Here is a 21,021-nt window from a genome sequence, read left to right as displayed (position 1 = left end):
GGTGTGAAGAGCGAATCATAACGTAGCGGTATCATAGCTCCGCAGAATTAAACCAAACATATACGCACCATCAATTGGTAGCACAAAGTGCATAAACCAGACTTTGCTCATTGCTGGCGCTTGGAAGGGATGCAAAACTCCTCTATCCTGCAACCCGCCCCCATCAGGAAAGGATTGAAGTATGCAAAACCGGCTGACAATCAAAGACATCGCACGCTTAAGCGGAGTGGGCAAGTCCACTGTTTCCCGTGTGCTGAATAACGAAAGCGGCGTAAGCCAGCGCACACGCGAGCGGGTGGAAGCGGTGGTTAATCAGCACGGTTTCTCCCCTTCCCGTTCCGCGCGCGCCATGCGCGGGCAGAGCGATAAAGTGGTGGCGATTATCGTTTCGCGTCTGGATTCTCTCTCAGAAAACCTTGCTGTACAGACCATGCTTCCGGCGTTTTACGAACAGGGTTATGACCCGATTATGATGGAAAGCCAGTTCTCGGCGCAGTTAGTCGAAGAGCATTTGCAGATGCTGAGCCGCCGGAATATTGATGGTGTGGTGCTGTTTGGCTTTACCGGCGTCACCGAAAGTTTGCTCACTTCCTGGCAATCGTCACTGGTGCTGCTGGCGCGCGACGCCAGTGGTTTCGCCTCGGTCTGTTATGACGATGATGGCGCAATCCAGTTGTTAATGGAAAACCTTTACGCCCGTGGTCATCGCCATATCAGCTTTATTGGCGTACCGCACAGCGATGCCACGACTGGAAAACGCCGCCACGACGCATATATGGCGTTTTGTCAAAGACACCAGCTCGAACCGAAATTCGCTTTACCGGGCCTTGCCATGAAGCAAGGTTATGAACACGCCGCACACGTTTTAGCCCCTCACACTACCGCCTTGCTCTGCGCGACCGATACGCTGGCGCTTGGTGCCAGTAAATATTTGCAGGAACAGCGCATTGATACCGTTCAACTGGCCAGCGTCGGCAACACGCCGCTGATGAAGTTTCTGCATCCGGAAATTGTCACTGTCGATCCTGGTTACGCCGAAGCGGGTCGCCAGGCCGCCGCGCAATTAATAGAACAGGTCAATGGCCGCGCCACACCTCGTCAAATCGTGATCCCTGCCCACCTCGTTTAAGCCGCTTTATCGTTTATTGTGATCCTCGCCAAGTTTCGGGAACGTTCCCATTTTTAATTTTTTTGCCTGCGGTTACGCTTTGCCTCGGTCATGTTACGCATCATTTCTCCCCCCGAGGCACCAGGATGAGCAAAGTAAATCAATCAGATATCGAACAACTTATTACGCTGGTTGGCGGACGCGAAAACATCGCGACGGTCAGTCACTGTATTACCCGTTTGCGTTTTGTATTAAATAACCCGGCCGCCGCCGACCCAAAGGCGATTGACCAGCTACCGATGGTCAAAGGCTGTTTCACCAACGCCGGACAGTTCCAGGTGGTGATCGGCACCAATGTCGGCGACTACTACCAGGCGCTGCGCGCCGCCACCGGTCTGGCTCATGCGGATAAAGAGCAGGCCAAACAAGCAGCGCGACAAAATATGAAATGGCACGAGCGCTTAATCTCCCACTTCGCGGAAATCTTCTTCCCGCTGCTGCCCGCGCTGATTAGCGGCGGTTTGATCCTCGGTTTTCGCAATATTGTCGGCGATGTCCCGATGAGCAACGGCCAGACGCTGGTGCAGATATTTCCGCCATTGAAAACCGTGTATGACTTTCTCTGGCTGATTGGTGAAGCAGTCTTCTTCTATCTGCCGGTCGGTGTTTGTTGGTCAGCGGTGCGCAAAATGGGCGGAACGCCGATCCTTGGCATTATCCTCGGCGTGACGCTGGTTTCCCCGCAATTGATGAATGCTTATTTACTGGGTTCGCAAGTGCCGGAAGTGTGGAACTTTGGTTTGTTCAGCATCGCGAAAGTGGGTTACCAGGCGCAGGTGATCCCGGCGCTGCTGGCGGGCCTGGCGCTCGGCATGATTGAAACCCGTCTCAAAAAACTGATACCGGACTCCCTTTATCTGGTGATTGTCCCGGTGTGTTCGCTGATTCTGGCGGTATTCCTGGCGCACGCTTTTATCGGCCCGTTTGGCCGCATGATTGGTGACGGTGTGGCATGGGCGGTTCGCCATTTGATGACCGGCAGCTTCGCTCCTATCGGCGCGACACTGTTTGGTTTCCTCTATGCGCCACTGGTGATTACTGGTGTGCATCAAACCACGCTGGCTATCGACATGCAGATGATTCAGAACATGGGCGGTACGCCGGTGTGGCCGCTGATTGCTCTGTCAAACGTTGCGCAGGCGTCGGCGGTGGTGGGCATCATTATTTCCAGCCGTAAAGAGAATGAGCGTGAAATCTCGGTTCCGGCGGCTATCTCCGCGTTTCTCGGCGTAACCGAACCAGCCATGTATGGCATCAACCTGAAATACCGTTTCCCAATGCTGTGCGCGATGATCGGTTCCGGGCTTGCCGGGTTGTTGTGCGGGCTTAACGGCGTGCTGGCGAACGGGATTGGCGTGGCGGGTCTGCCGGGCTTTCTCTCGATTCAACCCGCTTTCTGGCAGATCTTTGCACTTGCTACAGCAGTAGCGGTTGTTATCCCGCTGGTGCTGACCTCCTTTGTTTATCAGCGTAAGTTCCGTCAAGGCACATTGCAGATTGTGTAATTTTTTGGGGCGCGTTTGCGCCCCTTCGTTTTCGCAGGAAATCATGATGAATACCCTTCCCCACTGGTGGCAAAACGGCGTTATCTACCAGATTTACCCAAAAAGTTTTCAGGACACCACCGGCACTGGCACCGGTGATTTACGCGGCGTGATTACGCGCCTCGACTACCTACAAACCCTCGGCGTCGACGCCATCTGGCTGACGCCATTTTATATTTCCCCGCAGGTGGATAACGGCTACGACGTGGCGAATTACACCGCCATCGATCCGCTTTACGGCACACTGGCAGACTTTGATGAGTTGGTCGCCCAGGCGCATCAGCGCGGTATCCGCCTGGTGCTGGATATGGTGTTCAACCACACCTCGACGCAGCATGCCTGGTTCCAGGCGTCGCAGGATCCGGCAAGCCCATACCGTTCTTTCTATATCTGGCGCGACGGCGAACCCGAAACGCCGCCAAATAACTGGCGATCGAAATTTGGCGGCAGCGCATGGCGCTGGCACAGCCAGAGCGGTCAGTACTATTTGCATCTGTTCGCGCCGGAGCAGGCCGATCTCAACTGGGAAAACCCGGCGGTACGCGACGAGCTGAAAAAAGTCTGCACGTTCTGGGCCGATCGTGGTGTCGACGGTTTGCGTCTCGATGTGGTGAATTTAATCTCGAAACAGCAGGATTTCCCCGACGATCACAGCGGTGACGGGCGACGCTTTTATACCGATGGCCCGCGTGCCCATGAATTTTTGCAAGAGATGAGCCGTGAGGTTTTTCGCCCGCGCGAGCTGATGACTGTCGGTGAGATGTCCTCTACCACGCTGGAACATTGCCAGCGCTACGGTGCGCTCGACGGCAACGAATTGTCGATGACGTTTAACTTCCACCATCTGAAAGTCGACTATCCCGACGGCGAAAAATGGTCGCTAGCAAAACCGGATTTTGTGGCATTGAAATCGCTGTTCCGCCACTGGCAACAAGGGATGCACAACGTGGCGTGGAATGCGCTGTTCTGGTGTAACCACGATCAACCGCGCATTGTGTCGCGCTTTGGCGATGAAGGTGTGCTGCGCGTACCCGCCGCCAAAATGCTGGCGCTGGTGCTGCACGGCATGCAGGGCACGCCGTACATTTATCAGGGCGAAGAGATCGGCATGACCAATCCGCATTTTGCGCGCATTACCGATTACCGCGATGTGGAAAGCCAGAATATGTTTGCCGAACTGCGTGCCGCCGGACGCGAGCCGGAAGAACTGCTGGCGATCCTCGCCAGTAAATCGCGCGATAACAGCCGCACGCCAATGCAGTGGACCGCCCGCAAAAACGCCGGTTTCACCACCGCCGATCCGTGGATTGGTCTGTGCGATAACTATCGGGAAATCAACGTCGAAAACGCGGTCAACGATAGCGATTCGGTGTTTTATACCTACCAGTCATTGATTCGCCTGCGTAAAAACTTGCCGATACTCAGTTGGGGCGATTATCAGGATCTGCTTCCCACTCACCCGCACTTATGGTGTTACCGCCGCCAGTGGCAGGGAGAAACGTTGTTGGTTATCGCCAACCTCAGCAATCAATTCCAGCCGTGGCGGCCAGAAAAATTACCGGGTGACTGGCAGATTGTCATCAGCAACTATGCAGAAGTTTCCCCAGCGCCGGGTGAAATGACCCTGCGACCGTTCGAAGCCGTTTGGTGGCATCAAAAATAAGCGTTTTTCACTTCCCTGGCGCAAAAAAACAGCAGGCATAAACCTGCTGTTTTTGTTGAATTTTTAGTCAAAACTTGAATGTCTAAATTTACATTTCCTCAGAGTGCCCGTCCTCTGCGCTGTCCGGTTTTTACTTTGTTCTGAGTCAATAAAAGCGCAAACATGTTTGATGCAAATCACTATATATAGAAATTAGAATGCACCCCGGCCCTATATGTTGTATTAATCGACTATTATTCGAACAAGCTGACCACCGCGAAAGCGATACACGCTGTGGATAACAAGGGCCAAGACGGGACGAACTTATTGGTTTTAGTAATGAATAACCAACCAGTCTGCGCGTCCTCATATTGTGGATAACCTGTTTTCTAAAATGGAGTGATCATGACACCGCATGTGATGAAACGAGACGGCTGTAAAGTGCCGTTCAACTCAGAGCGCATACAAGAAGCAATTTTGCGTGCAGCTAAAGCAGCGGGAGTCGATGACGCAGACTATTGCGCCACCGTCGCAGATGTTATTCGTCGTCAGATGCAGGGCCGATCGCAGGTCGATATTAGCGAAATCCAGACTGCCGTCGAAAACCAGTTGATGTCCGGGCCGTACAAGCAACTGGCGCGCGCCTACATTGAGTATCGCCACGACCGCGATATCGCTCGTGAGAAACGAGGCCGTCTGAACCAGGATATTCGCGGTCTTGTCGAGCAGACCAACTCAGCGCTGCTCAACGAGAACGCCAACAAAGACAGTAAAGTGATCCCGACCCAGCGCGATCTGCTGGCGGGAATTGTCGCCAAACACTACGCCCGCCAGCACTTGCTGCCGCGCGATGTGGTACTGGCGCACGAACGCGGTGAGATCCACTACCACGATCTCGACTATTCGCCGTTCTTCCCGATGTTCAACTGCATGCTGATCGATCTGAAGGGCATGCTGACCCACGGTTTCAAAATGGGCAACGCGGAGATTGAGCCGCCAAAATCGATCTCCACCGCCACGGCGGTCACCGCGCAGATCATCGCCCAGGTCGCCAGCCATATTTATGGCGGCACCACCATCAACCGTATCGACGAAGTGCTGGCACCGTTTGTCAGCGCCAGCTTCGAAAAACACCGCAGAGTCGCCAGCGAGTGGAACATCCCGGATGCCGATGGCTATGCGCACAGCCGCACCGAGAAAGAGTGTTACGACGCGTTCCAGTCGCTGGAGTATGAAGTTAACACCCTGCACACCGCGAATGGCCAGACACCGTTTGTCACCTTCGGTTTCGGGCTGGGCACCAGCTGGGAATCCCGCTTGATCCAGCAGTCGATCCTGCGTAACCGCATTGCAGGCTTGGGTAAAAACCGTAAAACTGCCGTGTTCCCGAAACTGGTGTTTGCCATCCGCGACGGCCTGAATCATAAGTTTGACGATCCGAACTACGACATCAAACAGCTGGCGCTGGAGTGCGCGAGCAAGCGCATGTACCCGGACATCCTCAATTACGATCAGGTCGTGAAAGTGACCGGTTCGTTTAAAACGCCGATGGGCTGCCGCAGCTTCCTTGGCGTGTATGAAGAGAACGGTGAACTAGTGCATGACGGGCGCAACAACCTCGGCGTAATCAGCCTTAACCTGCCGCGCATCGCGCTGGAAGCGAAAGGCGATGAAGCAGCGTTCTGGAAACTGCTGGACAGCCGCCTGCAACTGGCGAAAAAAGCGCTGATGACCCGTATCGCGCGCCTCGAAGGGGTGAAAGCCCGTGTTGCGCCAATCCTCTATATGGAAGGGGCTTGTGGTGTGCGCCTGAAAGCGGACGACGATATTGCACCCATCTTTAAAAACGGCCGCGCGTCGATTTCGCTGGGTTATATCGGCATTCACGAAACGATCAACGCACTGTCTGGCAATAAACACATCTACGACAGCGAAGCACTGCGCGCCAAAGGCGTGGCGATTGTTGAGCGCCTGCGCCAGGCGGTTGATCAGTGGAAAGAAGAAACAGGCTACGGTTTTAGCCTTTACAGCACGCCGAGCGAAAACTTGTGCGACCGCTTCTGCCGTATCGATACCGCTGATTTCGGCGTGGTGGAAGGGGTAACCGATAAAGGTTACTACACCAACAGCTTCCACCTTGATGTCGAGAAAAAGGTGAACCCGTACGACAAAATCGATTTCGAAGCGCCGTACCCGCCGTTAGCCAGCGGTGGCTTTATCTGCTACGGCGAATACCCGAACATTCAGCACAACCTGCGCGCACTGGAAGATGTCTGGGATTACAGCTACCAGCATGTGCCGTATTACGGCACCAACACGCCGATCGATGAGTGTTACGAGTGCGGTTTTACCGGCGAGTTCGAATGCACCAGCAAAGGCTTTACCTGCCCGAAATGCGGTAATCACGACGCGTCCCGCGTCTCCGTTACGCGCCGCGTTTGCGGCTATCTCGGCAGCCCGGACGCACGTCCGTTCAACGCTGGCAAACAGGAAGAAGTGAAACGCCGTGTGAAACACCTCGGCAACGGGCAAATCGGTTAACGCCCCTGTCGCCCGGTAAATGGCGTTTACCCGCGCCGGGCACACGGTCAGTGACGTTACCGTACCTGATTGCCCGATGGCGCTACGCTTATCGGGCCTACGTTTTCTGCCACTACAATTTCTGTCTGATACGTTTCCTCTAAGCAGTTGACGTTGTAGCAAGGCGGCAAACGAGTAAATCCCGGGGAGCTTACATAAGTAAGTGACCCGGGTGCGCGAGAGTAGCCAACGCAGCTACAGCGCCAAATGCGACGAGGAAACATGAATTACCATCAATACTACCCTGTCGACATCGTCAACGGCCCCGGCACGCGCTGCACGCTGTTCGTCTCCGGCTGCATACATGAATGCCCTGGTTGCTACAACAAAAGCACCTGGCGGCTGAACTCCGGCGTGCCGTTTACCAAAGAAATGGAAGATCGGATCATCGCTGATCTCAACGACACGCGCATCAAGCGCCAGGGGATTTCGCTCTCCGGCGGCGATCCGCTGCACCCGCAAAACGTGCCGGATATTTTAAAGCTGGTGACCCGCATCCGTGCCGAGTGCCCCGGCAAAGATATCTGGGTGTGGACCGGTTACAAAATGGACGAACTGAACGCCGCGCAGCGGGAAGTGGTCGAGTTGATCAACGTGCTGATCGACGGCAAATTCGTTCAGGATTTGAAAGACCCGATGCTTATCTGGCGCGGCAGCAGCAACCAGGTTGTGCACCACTTGCGTTGACCACATTAGAGCCGCTTGCTGGCATCCTGATAAGCGGCTGCTTTTTCGCGTTTACCGATAGACACAACGAATACCGTCACCACATGGTCGCTAACCTGATAAACCAACCGGTAGCCTGATGATCGCAATTTGATCTTGTAGCAATCCGGAAATTGATGCAGTCGGGCTTTTTCAATTCCTGGTTAAATCAGCACATCTGCCAGTTTCTTTTTGAACTGTGTTTTTACCGTGGCACCGAGTTTTTCCATTCTTTGTATGCGCGGGGATCAAACACCAGCTCATAATTCATCCAGATTAACCTTGATGCCTTTTTGCGGGTTCGCCAGCCGCTCCCGGACAATCTCCAGCAACGCCGATTCGTCCTCGCTCACCGTCACTGTTTTGATCGGCATACGCCCGTTTTCAGCGACATATTGAAACAGTAAGCGAACGGCTTCGGTTGAGGTGATATTGAGTTTTTCCAGCACGCGCCAGGCCTCTTCTTTGAGTTTGTCATCCAGTCGAACATTTAGCGTCGCCATTATGCCTCCGGTAAAAAGAGAATGTGTAATGCAATATAGCATTACATGCGCATTACACGCATTTATGGAAAGCCGCTCTCATTCTCGCTCTTTCAGTGCGACGAGATATATTCCGACGCTGAATGAGCCGGAGGAACAGCAAAACTGTTTTGCATACGTCTCACCTCCTCCGCAGGCGGTAAACCGAAGAGCCGTTTGAACTCGCGATTAAACTGTGACGGGCTTTCGTAACCGACTGCGTAACAGGCCGCTGCGGCAGTGAGTCGCTGGCGAACCATTAACATCCGCGCCTGGTGCAGTCGTACCGATTTCACATACTGCATTGGCGGCATCCGGGTTATCGCTTTGAAATGGCTGTGGAACGTCGGCACGCTCATTCCGGCTTGCTGAGCCAGTTGCGACAGCGTTAAGGGTTGAGCATAGGTCGCATGAATGTAACGCAGCGTTTTACCGATTTTACCGAACTGCCCCTGCAAGGCTAACGCGGCACGCATCGCATTGCTCTGTGCGCCGGTCAAAACGCGAAAATAGAGTTCTCGTACCCGCGCCGGACCCAGGATCGCCGCCTCAAGCGGGTTACCGAGCGTCTCCAGTAAACGCAGCACCGCCGCTTTCAGCGTCTCGTCCATCGGGCTGGAGATCATGCTTTGCGGCGCAGCGGGCTGTTGCGAAAAGCCGTGCTGTTCAATTTGCAGCATCACATCTGCGGCAACCTGAAAATCCAGATGCATGTAAATCGCCAGCAGCGGATGGTCTGCCGATGCATCCGTTTCCATCACAAAAGGCACAGGAACCGATACCGCCAGGTAGTGCTGCTCGTCATAAAGATAGATCTGCTGACCGAAATAACCTCGCTTGCTGCCCTGGCAGACAATCACAATGCCCGGATCGTACAGCACAGGCGTGCGGGACAGCGGGCGATCGGAACGCAGAATGCGCACATCTGCCAGCGCGGTCAGGTTGTACCCCTCCTGCGGGGCAAGTTCCATTAACCTCGCGATCATGTCAGACATCGCGCACCTCATAAGATCAGGCAATAAAAAGAGAAGATATGGCCTAAAAAACCAGCAGGCCAGAGAATACTATGCAGCTTCCATTTTTCATGGGAGTAGACGTTATGTCATCTGTAAAAACGATTTTCATCACCGGCGTCAGCAGCGGCTTTGGTCGTGCGCTGGCGCAGGAAGCACTGGCTGCGGGTCACAAAGTCATTGGTACGGTGCGCAACCGCGAAGCGCAGCAGGCATTTGAAGCCATCGAGCCGGGTCGGGCATTTGCCCGCCTGCTTGATGTCACCGACATTGCGCAAATCAATCACGTAATCGCAGAAGTTGAATCACGCATCGGGGCCATCGACGTGCTGGTAAATAACGCCGGTTACGGCCATGAAGGGATTATGGAAGAGTCCTCGCTTGCAGAGATGCGCCATCAATTCGACGTCAATGCGTTTGGTGCCGCAGCCATGATGAAAGCCGTGCTGCCCGGTATGCGCCAGCGCCGCAGCGGACGCATTATCAATATCACCTCGATGGGCGGTTTTATCACCATGCCAGGCATCGCCTGGTACTGCGGCAGTAAATTCGCGCTGGAAGGGATCAGCGAAACGTTAGGCAAAGAGGTGAAGCCTTTTGGTATCCACGTGACGGCAGTAGCACCGGGATCGTTTCGTACCGAGTGGGCCGGACGCTCAATGATCCGCACACCCCGCACCATTGCCGATTACGATGCGCTTTTTGATCCGATTCGCCAGGCGCGCGAGGAAAAAAGCGGAAAACAGCTCGGTGATACCGTCAAAGCGGCTCGCGCCATGCTGGCGATAATAGACAGCGACACACCGCCAGCGCACCTGCTGCTGGGCAGCGATGCGCTCAATCTGGTGCGTGAAAAACTGGCTGCACTCACCGCGGAGATTAACGCATGGGAGGCGCTTACCCGCTCAACCGATGGTTAACAAGACGGGGCGTGAAAGCGCCCCGGTATTGGCTCAAAACCGACTCAGCGACTCCATCGCCACGCTTTTAAACGAGGCGAAGTCCGCGCAGGTGCAAAGTCGCGCCGTTACGCGTTCGCGCAGGAAGGTGACGAAAATATCGTAGATCGCCATCGCCTCTTCATACTCGCTCTTGCTGATCGCCAGCAAGAAGATGACATGCGCGGTTTCATCCCCCCACGCAATACCCTGCGGAGCCAGCACGGTATAGACCACCGTTTTTTTCGCCAGCAGCCCCAGGGCGTGCGGCAACGCAATGCCCTCGCCGAGCAGCGTACTGACAATCGCTTCACGCTCGACCACCGAATCGAGAAACTCCGCATCGACAAAGCCTTCATCCTGCAATTGATGGCACAAAGTGTTGAACAGCGTTTGTTGATCCATCGCGCCGTCGATGATGCGGAAATGCGCGGCATCAAAGTACTTTTCCAGCATCCACGGGCGCGTTCTGTCTACCAGCACCAGCTTGCCGATCTGCTCCAGTTGATACTCGCTGGGAAACGGCGCAATGGTGACGACCGGCTTATCTTTTTCATTTACCCGCGCGGTGGAGATAACAAAATCCTCCGCGATACCTTCGCACTGCTCGTACTCTCGCAGCGTCACGGTGCGCGTCACCACAATCTGCGGGTATTTACGCGCCAGCACCGCTTCAATCATCCGCACCATCGCATTGCCGACATCGCACACCAGCAACACGCGCGGCTGGCGCTGATAACCCACGTTGTAATGGCGCTCAAGGCCGACACCAATATGCAGCACCAAAAAACCGATCTCGTTCTCGCTGATCACATACGGCGTGTATTTCCCCCAACTGGAGACCGCCGCCAGCGTCATATCCCACGCCATGGGATAGTGCTGTTTAATGTTATCCAGCAAGGGGTTAGGGATCATTATCTGGTAGCGCACGCGGGTGATCATGGTTTTGATATGCGTGAGCAGATCCGCATGCAACTGATCATCGTTTTGCAGGTTGTAGTTATAGTGCGTGTTGATGTAGCCAAGGATGTAGTTGACCAGCGTTTCGTCGTCATCGGCGCTGATGGCGCTGGGCGCAATCTCCTGCACGCGCCGCCCGGCGATATGCACCCGCAGCCAGTGCTCTTCCGCCGCCGCCAGCGGTTTTCCTGCCAGTTGTTGCAGCGCGACAGAGATGTCCCGCGCCGCCTCTTTCACACTTTCATCCCCATCTTCGGCGCTGAATTCAGAGAGTGGATAGCCCTCGCTGATGCGGCGAACCGCCACCGCGCAGTAAAGTCGGATAAAGAGATCGCCCTCATCCGTCAGGCGAATATGATGGCGGTTAAAACAGTCATGCAGAATGGTCGCCAGCGCCTCTGGCACACCCGGATTGAGCGCTTCTTCAGTGATCAGTGGATTATTCGCGTTCTGCTGCGCCAGTTCCCACAACAGATCCGTCAGACAGGCGCGCAGCGCCATTTCGCTGCCAAACAGTTTCATGCCGTGGCGCGGGCGGGTTTCCAGCGTCAGTCGGTAGCGGGAAAACCACTCCCGCACCTCGGTCATATCATTTTGCAGCGTGGCGCGGCTGACAAACCACTCATCCGCCAGATCTTCGAGCTTGAGTGAGAAAGCGGAAGTGAGAAAACGCACCACCAGGTAATGCACGCGCTCCGGCCCGCTGCGCGGAATACGCAGCGCGCGTGGGCGCGCCGCCTGCAAGCTTTGGTAAAGAGCAGCGTCATCAATTTTCAGTTGATACCCGCTGCCGCGCGTCAAAATAAACTGCGCCCCATGGTGCAACAGCAAGGCGTTCAGTGCGGTGATATCGGCCCGAACGGTACGCGTCGAGACCGATAAGCGCTGTGCCAGCTCATCCTGCGGTAGCGTCTCGTTTTGCAACATCATAAACAGTTGCGCCAAACGTTGGTTCGGGAATCGCACGTCGCTCTCCAGGCTTAAGGGTGAGATGAAATAACCATCTGGGATGGGCTGCCCACCGGTGTGTAGTCCGGCTCAAAATGCAGTTTCCCGTCGCGTTCCACGCGAAAACGGGTGATGTTATCGCTGCGCTGGTTCATCACGTATAGCCAGCGGCCATTGTCCGCCAGCGTTAATGTGCGCGGGTAATCACCGCGCGTCCAGACATCGTCCTGATGGGTTAGCGAACCATCCGCTTTCACCGTAAAGTGCGCGATGCTGTTATGCAACCGGTTGGCAACATACAGCTGCTTACCGTCACCGCTTAATACCGGCCCGGCGGCAAAGCTGGTGCCTTTGTACTCTTTCGGCAGTGCCGAAAAGGTTTTCCCCGGCTGCAACGTACCGGTAGTTTTATTCAACGTATAGTGCGTGAGCGTCGAGGCTTCTTCATTTATCAGCCACAGACCATCGCCTTGCGGCGTGAAAACAAAGTGACGCGGCCCGGCACCTTGCGAAGAGGCGCTAATAAAGGGTGGATCATTCGGCGTTAACGCGCCCGTTTTGCTATCAAACTGATACTGATAAATGCGATCCAGCCCCAGATCGGTGGAAAAGACGAACTTCCCGCTTGGATCGGCGGCGATCATATGCGCATGCGGGCCATTGTGATCGCTAATCGCAAAACTGCCTTCCACCGCTGCTTGCGGTTTTGCCGCTCCCGGCTCGCCCTGATCCTGACGCGTATCCACCGCCTCGCCGAGACTACCGTCCTCTTTCACCGGCAGCACGGCAATCGATCCGCTGACATAATTCGCCACCAGCAAATAGCGGCCATTTGGCGTCAGCGACAGATAAACCGGCCCGGCACCGCCGGACGCCACCTGGTTTAGCACACTCAACTCACCGTTATCGCCAATATGCAACGCCTGCACCGCGCCCTTTTCCACTTCGCTGGCGAGATAAAGCGTTTTGCCATCCCGCGCAACCGTCAGTTGCGCCGCATTCGGCAACGGGCTGACCAGCGTTTTATTACCCAGCGCGCCGGATTGCGGGTCGACGGTAAAACGGTACAACCCTTCACCATTCGGGTTGTAGGTTCCGACCCAGGCGTACTGCGTTTGTGCCATGGCGCTGGTCGCCAGTAAAGAAAGTGAAACGGTAAGCAGATGACGAGCGGTAAGCATGAGAGCTCCTTACGTGACGAGAGGGAGTTTCCCTCCCTTATCGGGAGGGAAGATTGTTTACTTCACCAACGTTTTGGTCATTTCCAGCAACAGGCGAACATCCGCCGGGCGCGTGTCACCACTCGCCTTATCAATAATCGAACTGTAAATATGCGGGATCACTTTGCGAACGCCCGCATCCAGCGCGATTTGCAGGATTTCACTGAAGTTTTGCAGATCGATTCCGCCGGTCGGCTCCAGCCAAAAATCATGGCGCGCACAGGCTTGCGCCACGGCGATAAATTCGTCGCGGCATTTCAGCCCGCCCATCGGGAAGTATTTAATGGAGCTGCCGCCCATGTCTTTTAACAGCGCAATGGCGGTTTCTACCGGCACAATGCCATCTGGCGCCTGGCTGCTCAGCGGCCCGGTGGAGATCTTCACCAGCCCTGGTGTGCCGGTTGGCGAGACCAGACCGTTAACCACCGTGTCGTTCTGCCCGAGCAGCGCGCGGCTGGTCGCCACGCCGGTGAACACCTGGTTAACGTGCTGCGGTTGTACTTCACGGGAGATGGCGCTCACCATGGCCGACTGGTTTGGATCGCCTGCGCCAAGACCAACGGAAAGTGCATTATCGATACGCGCCGCGTAGTCGCGCATATCCGCTACGGCAGTAGCGACATCCGGGTAGTTTTTTGACAGCACGCCCACCAGCACATGGCCTTCTGCGGCCTCGTAAATCGCGCTGGCGTTCTCTTTGCTTCCCGCCAGCACGTTCAGGCATACACGGTCGCGGTAAAAATTCGGCGTCAGTTTCATGCGTTCGATCCCTTGTTCAGTTCTTCGGCGATGCGGCGATAAATAATCGTCAGTTGTTCGGCGGTGACGCTGCGCACATCGGCTTCGATAATCCCTTCGTTGGCTTTATAACCACGGAAGTAAATGGCGTATTCCCCCTGTTTGAGGGCGCTGACCAGCTCGCCGGTGGCGATACCAGTAACGGCTTCATCAAATTTGATTTCGCTGCGGGCAATATCGCGCCCGGCGCTGTCCCATACTACGCGGGCGCTCACGCCTTTCAGCGTGTTTAACTGGTTGATGAACGGCGTCATTTTGGCGACCATCTCCGCGCCGCTCTCTTTGCTGGCAGAAAGATAGTGTTCAATGGCACAGGTCAGGCCGAGAATGCCCTCTTTGCCCACTTTCATCGCCCGGCCAATGCCCGCCGTCTGGCGTTTTACCCACTCCACGTACTGCGTTTTGCCGATCACCAGTCCGCTGGTTGGCCCTTCAATCGCTTTTGCGCCGCTGTAGATAACCAAGTCGGCGCCGGCACGGTAGTAGCACTGCAAATCCTCTTCCGCCGCCGCATCAACAATCAGCGGCAGGTTGTGTTTGCGCGCCACCACAGCGGCCTGCTCCACGCTGAGCATGCTTTTTTGTACACAGTGATGAGATTTGATAAAGAGGATTGCTGCCGTGCGCGGCGAGATCGCCGCCGCCAGTTGATCGGCGGAGCATTCATTGGCGTAACCGGCTTCCACCACTTTGCCACCGCCCAGCGCCACCATGGTGCCAACCGGTGCGCCAAAGTTAACGTTGTGCCCGCGCGGCAGCACGATTTCGTTGTTCTCAATCGGCGTGCTGTGCAGGTTTTCCAGCAGCCAGTCACTGTCGCGCACCAGCACCGCGGCGACGGACTGGGCAATCCCGGCCGACGCGCACGACACCACGGTCGCACCTTCAACCTCCAGCAGTTTCGCAATGTACTCGCCGGTTTTATTCACCAGGTCTTTCATTTCGAAGTAGTGATTCATGCCGCTTAATACGGCGTCGACCACTTCCGGGCGCGGCGTGGAAACGCCGAGAGCCGTCATGCGCCCGGAGGCGTTAATCACCTGTTTTAAATCGTACTTATCATAAATCGAAGGCATGTTCTGCACTCCCTTGTTCGGTCATATAGCCCTTGCCCGCGCGAATGGCAGCAAGCGGCGTGAGGATGTGTTCGGCCTGTAACGTCTCGTTTTCCGCATCGGTGAACAGCACCGGCTGGCGTTTCAGGTCGAAAATGGTCAGGTCTGCGTCGTAACCCACGGCAAGACGCCCTTTATGCTTCAGGCGCAGGCCATCGGCGGCGTGGTCGGTCACACAGGCGATCACCTGCGGCAGTGACATGCCAATGGCGAGGAATTTGGACATCACATTCGCCAGCGAGCGCACCGGGCCATCAATACGGTTGCGGCAGTAAATGTCGGAACTGATGGTCTGCGGCAGAATCCCCAGCGCAATAGCCTGCTGCGCCACCGCAAAGCTGAAGCTGGCGCTGCCGTGCCCGACATCAAGGCGCACACCGCGCGCAATGGCGCGAGTCACCGAGGCGCGCAGCTCGCCGGTTGGTGTCAGAATGCGGTTTGGCTTGCCGTTATAGCAGTGGGTAATGATGTCGCCGGAGGTCAGCAGCTCGGCAATTTCATCCAGATTTGGCGGGTTGTTGCCAATATGCACCATTAATGGCAAATCCCCGTTCTGTTGCTGGATGGCTTTGGCGCGTTGCAACGGCGTGATGCCGTTATCGCCAACCACGCTGCTGCTCATGCGCGCTTTCAGGCCGACAATAAAATCCGGGTGGCGTTTTATGGCCTCACGCGCGGCGTCGGCGTCGATATTATTCAGGTTCGCCAGCTCGTTTTGCGCAATCAGCCCAACGCGCGAGATGTTTAACAGCGCATAGACTTCCGTCGATGCCTTGCGGGTAATGGCATAAAAATCATCGATGTCGTCCGCGCCGGTGCTTCCGGCGTCAATCACCGTGGTGACGCCCGTCTGAATGCCGACGCTATCGGGCTCATCATGATAAATGGGCGAGTTCGGGTAACAGTGGACATGGGAGTCGATCCACCCGGCGCTGACGTAGTGTTCGCCGTGTAAATCCACGCGTTTTGCCGCCGGGCCGTCGATATCGCCAAGCACCGCGATTTTACCCGCCGCGATGGCGATATCCGTCACCGTGTCGTCAACCAGACGCGCCCGGCGCAGGAGTAAATCAAACATGCGTATCTCCAGGAGTAACGGGCGCCGCAGCGCCCGTGGGTGTCAGAGGGCTACCGGGAAAATGGAGCCCAGCAGCATCGCACCGAGGATCGCGCCCCCGGTGATTGGTTTCTGCCAGAGGTAAAACAGCAGCGCGCCCACCAGCGAACCAATGCCAATCGGAATGGAAGCCGTCATCGCGCTGAGGATAATCAACGGGCCAAGGAAGCGGCCGGAGGCGTTACCTGCGCCCATCATCACGTCGGCGCCGTAGGTGGAATCGCTCTGATTGATGGTGAACTTACGCGCCAGGATAATCAGGTAGCCAATTGCCAGGCCAATGATCAGCCCGGTTGCCAGCGAGGCAACAAAGTTCGCCACCGGGAAGACAAAGCCCGCGCCAAGCAGCAGCGCCGGAACGCCAAGGCCAACCCCGGTCTGGATAGCTCCACCGATATCCAGGATGCCAACCAGCGAACCTTCGATAATGCGGGCGAACAGAAAGCTCGCGCCAAACGCCGCTACCGCGCCGTAAACGCCGGTATCCATGCCGGAACGCAGCATCGAGACAAACGCCACTTCGTTAAACGCGCCAATGCCGTACAAGTAGTACATGTGTGTCCCGGCGAACACGCCGGAAGAGAGCAGGCCGACGAAAATCGGGAATGACCAGTCGGCGTACCAAAAGCCTTTATTCTGTTCCATCTCGGTTCCTTATTTGCCGCTGAGCGAGTTGTGAATAAGCGACAGCCAGTCCGGCGCGCTCAGGTGGAAGGACTCGATCATTTTCAGGTCAAAGCCGCGGAAGAACGCACTCAGCACAAACAGGGCGACAATGGCTGTCATCATCACTTTGGTGACACGGTTCCAGCCGCTCTCTTCCACGCCTTTACCAATCAGAATGCCCAGCACCAGGCCCGGTACGGCGTTGCCCATAATCAGCTGTGCCGCGCCGCCAAAGACGGTGGCCCAGAAACCGGATTTCTTGCCTGCATCAATCGCCGCCAGCCAGAAAATGACCGGCATCACCGTGTTGACCAGCAGGTTTGCTGCCGGAACCAGCACTTTCACTGCCGTTACCTGCAATGCCGCCGGAACGGAGGAGGCAGTCAGGTTGAGGAAGGTAACGACCACCATGCCGATAAGCCCACAGGCGATGGCCATCTTTTTCGGGTCATGCAGGGTTTCACCCACGTTGCGGTTTTTCACCATCAACGCAGCAGCACCCCAGTTCGGGATAATGCGATGGTCAACGTCCTGAGTGAACGATCCCGCCGCAACGGATGAGGCCCAGGCGTTAAAGAAGAAGCCCAGGCCAAAGGAGAAGTGCGAAGCCGGGTCCCCTTCGCAGGAGTTCAGCTCACCCAGTGTACGAAATGCGCCCATCCCTTGCGTGGTCGGCGCGTGGAACATGCGTGCAGCCCCTGCGCCCACACCGACGCCCACCAGGCCGCCGATAATGAGCGATTTTATTAGTATGATTAAGAACATCAGTCTGCCCTCTTCTACCCTGTGATACTGGCTCACGGGGTATGCGGTGAGTTATTGCGTGACGAAATCCACTTTATCGAGATTGATGGCGGTCACGTTGACGGTGACGTCCAGCTCCACGCTGTACGTGCGTCTTATCCGGCGCAAAAAGAGGAACAAAAACGCCTCTTTGCGCGTCGTTTCCTGCGCCTGAACAACCTGCACGTCCTGTGGCTCAATGCGCAGTAAAATGTGCGGCGATGTTTTCATCACCGCGGCCTGAACATGGTTCAGCGCATCGGCGAAGGCGCGCGCTTTCGCATCGCCCTTGCCGTTTACCCTGACCGTGGTGGTGAACTGTTCTTTCATGGTTATGCGCCGTATTTTTTCTGCCACGCCTGCACCAGACGCTCGCCTAACTCTTCTTTGTCCATAAAGCCAAAGCCCAGCACGTTGCAGCCTTCGTTAATTGCCGTCACGCCCTCTTCCACGGAACGCATGCCGTATTTGGCTTTGTAGCCATACTTGTTCTGCGCGGTGATAGCCCCCGCGCCGCCGCTGCCGCAAAAGGAGATACCAAAGGTGGCGTTTTCCGCTTTCATCACGTCGCCAAGCTTCATGTCCGCGGCTACGCCCGGCACGACAACCGCGCGGCCGCCCGCTTTTTCTACGCCTGCCGCCACTTTCTGGCCTTTACCCAGGCGGTCGCCAATCACTACGGTAATCTGTTCCATTTTTCGCTCCTTAAAGGTTGTCTTTCGCCACTTCGAAGTGCACCGACAGCAGCCAGGCTTCCTCTTCCGGAAGGTTGCCAAATGCCGCCACGATGTCGCGGGCAAGGCGCATTGATTCCGCCGAAATCTCATCGAACAAGCTGGCGTCCACTTCCGGCAGCGGCTCGCCAGTCACTGACCGGTGCGCCATGGCGCGAACATGAGAAGTCAGCATCTGTTGCTGCACTGCGTTCGGCGTGATGTTCTGAGCGCTGAGCAGGGCATACACCTGCTTCAGCATGCGTTCAGCGAGGGTTGCCGTTTGCGCAGCCTGCTCCGCGTCGTTTATTACCGCTCCGTTATTCACTCGTCGTACCCCGTTAATGGCTTCACAGTAAAACTAACGTTGCAGGTTAAGAGTTTGTAGCGAGGAGTTTTCCACTTCGAAGTGGAAACGCGGAGGGCTTTAGTGATCTGCGCCGCAAAATGAGGCCGTTCAGGGATTTTTCACTGTATAGGGGTCACAATTTTGACCAAAAGAGGCGGAAAATAGGCAGCGAAAAAGCACAAAAAAACAGCGAGTGAGAGGGGGAAAGTGTGAGGTGAATAAGGTTTACTTATTCCTGCCCGCCGTTCAGCGCCCGTAACAGATAATCCGTGAATGACGATACCAGCGGTAACAGCGGCCTACCGGGCAAATGTAATAAGTGCATCGGACGCGGCGGCGGTAAATAGCCCGGCAGCACGGCACACAGACGGCCTGCATCAATATCCCGCTGCAACATGATGTCGGCGTGCTGCACAATCCCCAGCCCGGCCAGCGCCGCCTGGCGAATCGCCTCGCCGGAATCCACCATCAGCCGCGGGGTAATTGGCACCTCTTGCTTGCCGTCCGGCCCTGCCAGTTGCCAGCTGTGATCGGAGCGCCATTGGCTAAAACTGATGCAGTGGTGCTGCGTTAACTCGTCCGGGGTTTCCGGCGTGCCGTGGCGGGCTAAATAGCCAGGCGATGCGGCGAGGATCATCTGGTAAGGGGCCAGCGGAATGGCAATCATCCCTTCATCATTAACAGAGCCGATGCGGATCGCGATCTGGAAACGCTCCTCAATCAGCGAGACTTTGCGATCGCCCAGCACCATTTCCGCATCCACACCGGGATATTGCTGTAAAAAACGCGACAAAATGGGGGTCAAAACATGGTTGCCCCAGACCACCGGCGCGCTGATGCGCAGCAGGCCAGAGACATTTTCATAGAGATGATTGGCTAACCCGTCCGCTTCGCGAACGGTGGCGAGGATTTGCAGACCGTACTGGTAAAAACGCTGACCGGCTTCGGTTAGCCCCTGGCGGCGCGTAGTGCGGTGCAGTAGCTTGCAGCCGGTGCGACGCTCGAGTTCACGCACATGTTTACCGACCATCGCTGGCGTGATGCCTAACGAGTCGGCGGCGGCGGTAAAACTGCCGAACCTGATGGTGCTGACAAACGACTCAACGCATTTGAGATAATCCATTTTTCACCCGCATTCTAAATCCACAGTATCAAATGAAGATAACAACACCCCATTTATCCGCAACAGGACGCGGGAAATAATAGCGCCATTATCGTTTAGTGGGTTCTTAATTATGCAATCGCTGGTTTTCAATGAATTTGGCGCATCGGACGTGCTCTACCTGCACAATCAACCTACGCCGCAGCCCGGCGCGGGCGAGTTGCTGGTCGACGTGTCTGCCGCCGGTCTGAATTTTGCGGATATCTATCGCCGCCAGGGTCGTTACCCACTGGCAGGAAGCGCGCCCTGGGTTGCCGGCTATGAAGGTGCCGGTCAGGTGATTGCCGTGGGTAGCGGTGTAAGCGGCTGGCAGCCGGGGGATCGCGTGGGTTTTGCCGATGTGCCACTGGCGCACGCCAGCCATATCGTGGTGGCGCAGGAACACGCCATCCACCTGCCTGACTGGCTTTCTGAAGCAGAGGCGGCGTCGATTCTGTTACAGGGTTTAACCGCCGATTATCTGTTGCATGATGTGTTACCGGTGGTCCCCGGCATGCGTGCCACCGTGCTGGCCGCCGCTGGCGGGGTGGGCAGCCTGCTGACGCAAATGCTGGTTCACCGGGGAGTGCAGGTGTTTGCCGTGGCCTCAAGTCAGGCCAAGCAAAGCCTCTGCCTGCGTAACGGCGCAGACGCCGCCGCTAATTACGACGCCTGGCCTGAACAGGTTCGCGCCTGGCATACGTCGGGTTGCGATATCGTGTTTGATTCCGTTGGCAGCACACTGCTACAAAGCCTGGATAGCCTGAAAGATGGCGGGCGCGTTGTGCTGTTCGGTATGTCCGGCGGTACGATCCCAGCGCCGGATCCGGCGCAATTTTTGTTGCGATCTACCGGTGTTATTGGTGCCGATCTGTGGACTTACCTGACATCACAGCACGAGCGACAGCGCCGCGCCGATCGGCTGTTTGCGTTGCTGAAAGCGGGGCATATCAAATTGCCGGAGGTGACATCTTTTCCGCTCTACCGGGGTAAAGAGGCGCATGACTTGCTGGAAAACAGAGGGTTTAGCGGGAAGGTGATTTTGATCCCCTGACCTTGCAGCGATACGTTATTAAAAAAGTGCATGAACTTCGCAGCGA

General features: G+C 56.0%; 20 protein-coding genes and 1 pseudogene. 7 read left to right on the top strand and 14 right to left on the bottom strand.

The genetic code is table 11. From position 1 onward, the window contains the following. Positions 1–181 precede the first annotated feature (181 nt). From treR to nrdG, 5 genes are all read left to right on the top strand, one after another. On the top strand, positions 182–1,129 hold the full coding sequence (treR, locus tag ACFX4O_RS21075; RefSeq protein ID WP_131407352.1) for a trehalose operon repressor TreR: 948 nt from the start codon (positions 182–184) through the stop codon (positions 1,127–1,129). Between the two features lie 125 nt (positions 1,130–1,254). Beyond that, complete coding sequence (gene treB / locus ACFX4O_RS21070) at positions 1,255–2,673, top strand: PTS trehalose transporter subunit IIBC (protein ID WP_131407350.1); 1,419 nt, start codon at positions 1,255–1,257, stop codon at positions 2,671–2,673. Positions 2,674–2,719: 46 nt separating this feature from the next. Further along, positions 2,720–4,375, top strand: a complete 1,656-nt coding sequence (gene treC / locus ACFX4O_RS21065; protein WP_380211102.1) for an alpha,alpha-phosphotrehalase — start codon at positions 2,720–2,722, stop codon at positions 4,373–4,375. 384 nt (positions 4,376–4,759) lie between these two features. Continuing rightward, a complete protein-coding gene (gene nrdD / locus ACFX4O_RS21060) occupies positions 4,760–6,895 on the top strand; it encodes an anaerobic ribonucleoside-triphosphate reductase (protein ID WP_380211070.1) in 2,136 nt (711 codons plus the stop codon). A gap of 261 nt (positions 6,896–7,156) precedes the next feature. Beyond that, positions 7,157–7,621, top strand: coding sequence for an anaerobic ribonucleoside-triphosphate reductase-activating protein (gene nrdG / locus ACFX4O_RS21055; protein ID WP_131407346.1), 465 nt, complete (start codon positions 7,157–7,159; stop codon positions 7,619–7,621). A 5-nt stretch (positions 7,622–7,626) separates the two neighbouring features. Here the strand turns inward: nrdG and ACFX4O_RS21050 are convergent. The 3 genes and pseudogenes from ACFX4O_RS21050 to ACFX4O_RS21040 all read right to left on the bottom strand — a co-directional run bounded on the left by ACFX4O_RS21050 (position 7,627) and on the right by ACFX4O_RS21040 (position 9,155). Beyond that, positions 7,627–7,910 (bottom strand): annotated as a pseudogene (locus ACFX4O_RS21050) (type II toxin-antitoxin system RelE/ParE family toxin). Beyond that, positions 7,900–8,142 carry a type II toxin-antitoxin system RelB/DinJ family antitoxin gene (locus tag ACFX4O_RS21045; protein WP_380211068.1) on the bottom strand — a complete coding sequence of 81 codons (243 nt, stop codon included), beginning with the start codon at positions 8,140–8,142 and terminating at the stop codon, positions 7,900–7,902. The pseudogene ACFX4O_RS21050 and the gene ACFX4O_RS21045 overlap by 11 nt, the downstream one beginning before the upstream one ends. A 92-nt stretch (positions 8,143–8,234) precedes the next feature. Next, positions 8,235–9,155, bottom strand: a complete 921-nt coding sequence (locus ACFX4O_RS21040) for an AraC family transcriptional regulator N-terminal domain-containing protein (protein ID WP_380211066.1) — start codon at positions 9,153–9,155, stop codon at positions 8,235–8,237. Positions 9,156–9,259: 104 nt separating this feature from the next. Here ACFX4O_RS21040 and ACFX4O_RS21035 point away from each other — a divergent pair, with 104 nt between their 5' ends. Continuing rightward, positions 9,260–10,093 carry an oxidoreductase gene (locus tag ACFX4O_RS21035; RefSeq protein ID WP_380211064.1) on the top strand — a complete coding sequence of 278 codons (834 nt, stop codon included), beginning with the start codon at positions 9,260–9,262 and terminating at the stop codon, positions 10,091–10,093. 33 nt (positions 10,094–10,126) lie between these two features. Here ACFX4O_RS21035 and ACFX4O_RS21030 read toward each other — a convergent pair whose 3' ends face one another. The 11 genes from ACFX4O_RS21030 to ACFX4O_RS20980 all read right to left on the bottom strand — a co-directional run bounded on the left by ACFX4O_RS21030 (position 10,127) and on the right by ACFX4O_RS20980 (position 19,903). Then, a complete protein-coding gene (locus tag ACFX4O_RS21030) occupies positions 10,127–12,037 on the bottom strand; it encodes a transcription antiterminator (protein WP_131407340.1) in 1,911 nt (636 codons plus the stop codon). A 14-nt stretch (positions 12,038–12,051) separates the two neighbouring features. Further along, complete coding sequence (locus ACFX4O_RS21025) at positions 12,052–13,200, bottom strand: lactonase family protein (RefSeq protein ID WP_380211062.1); 1,149 nt, start codon at positions 13,198–13,200, stop codon at positions 12,052–12,054. Between the two features lie 57 nt (positions 13,201–13,257). Next, positions 13,258–13,998: a KDGP aldolase family protein gene (locus ACFX4O_RS21020; RefSeq protein WP_380211060.1), complete on the bottom strand. Its 741-nt coding sequence runs from the start codon at positions 13,996–13,998 to the stop codon at positions 13,258–13,260. Continuing rightward, positions 13,995–15,113 carry a DgaE family pyridoxal phosphate-dependent ammonia lyase gene (locus tag ACFX4O_RS21015; RefSeq protein ID WP_380211058.1) on the bottom strand — a complete coding sequence of 373 codons (1,119 nt, stop codon included), beginning with the start codon at positions 15,111–15,113 and terminating at the stop codon, positions 13,995–13,997. The genes ACFX4O_RS21020 and ACFX4O_RS21015 overlap by 4 nt, the downstream gene beginning before the upstream one ends. Beyond that, entirely contained in the window at positions 15,097–16,230 is a 1,134-nt protein-coding gene (locus tag ACFX4O_RS21010; RefSeq protein ID WP_380211056.1) for an amidohydrolase/deacetylase family metallohydrolase, read from the bottom strand. Before ACFX4O_RS21010 ends, ACFX4O_RS21015 begins: the two co-directional genes overlap by 17 nt. A 42-nt stretch (positions 16,231–16,272) precedes the next feature. After that, on the bottom strand, positions 16,273–16,914 hold the full coding sequence (locus ACFX4O_RS21005) for a DUF4310 family protein (RefSeq protein ID WP_131407330.1): 642 nt from the start codon (positions 16,912–16,914) through the stop codon (positions 16,273–16,275). Positions 16,915–16,923: 9 nt separating this feature from the next. Further along, entirely contained in the window at positions 16,924–17,700 is a 777-nt protein-coding gene (locus ACFX4O_RS21000; RefSeq protein ID WP_017459108.1) for a DUF4311 domain-containing protein, read from the bottom strand. A 51-nt stretch (positions 17,701–17,751) separates the two neighbouring features. Next, on the bottom strand, positions 17,752–18,048 hold the full coding sequence (locus tag ACFX4O_RS20995; protein ID WP_131407328.1) for a DUF4312 family protein: 297 nt from the start codon (positions 18,046–18,048) through the stop codon (positions 17,752–17,754). A 2-nt stretch (positions 18,049–18,050) separates the two neighbouring features. After that, complete coding sequence (locus tag ACFX4O_RS20990) at positions 18,051–18,413, bottom strand: SFCGS family glycine-rich protein (protein ID WP_065369945.1); 363 nt, start codon at positions 18,411–18,413, stop codon at positions 18,051–18,053. A 10-nt stretch (positions 18,414–18,423) separates the two neighbouring features. Next, a complete protein-coding gene (locus ACFX4O_RS20985) occupies positions 18,424–18,759 on the bottom strand; it encodes a glycine dehydrogenase (RefSeq protein WP_131407326.1) in 336 nt (111 codons plus the stop codon). Between the two features lie 250 nt (positions 18,760–19,009). Next, positions 19,010–19,903, bottom strand: a complete 894-nt coding sequence (locus ACFX4O_RS20980; RefSeq protein WP_380211053.1) for a LysR substrate-binding domain-containing protein — start codon at positions 19,901–19,903, stop codon at positions 19,010–19,012. 109 nt (positions 19,904–20,012) lie between these two features. Between ACFX4O_RS20980 and ACFX4O_RS20975 the strand changes: the two genes are divergently transcribed. Next, positions 20,013–20,975: a quinone oxidoreductase family protein gene (locus ACFX4O_RS20975; RefSeq protein WP_380211100.1), complete on the top strand. Its 963-nt coding sequence runs from the start codon at positions 20,013–20,015 to the stop codon at positions 20,973–20,975. The last annotated feature ends 46 nt before the right edge of the window (positions 20,976–21,021 follow it).

The organism is Kosakonia sp. YIM B13571 (genome assembly GCF_042788095.1).
Taxonomy (GTDB): Bacteria; Pseudomonadota; Gammaproteobacteria; order Enterobacterales; family Enterobacteriaceae; genus Kosakonia; species Kosakonia quasisacchari.
This window is presented reverse-complemented; position numbering and strand designations above follow the sequence as displayed.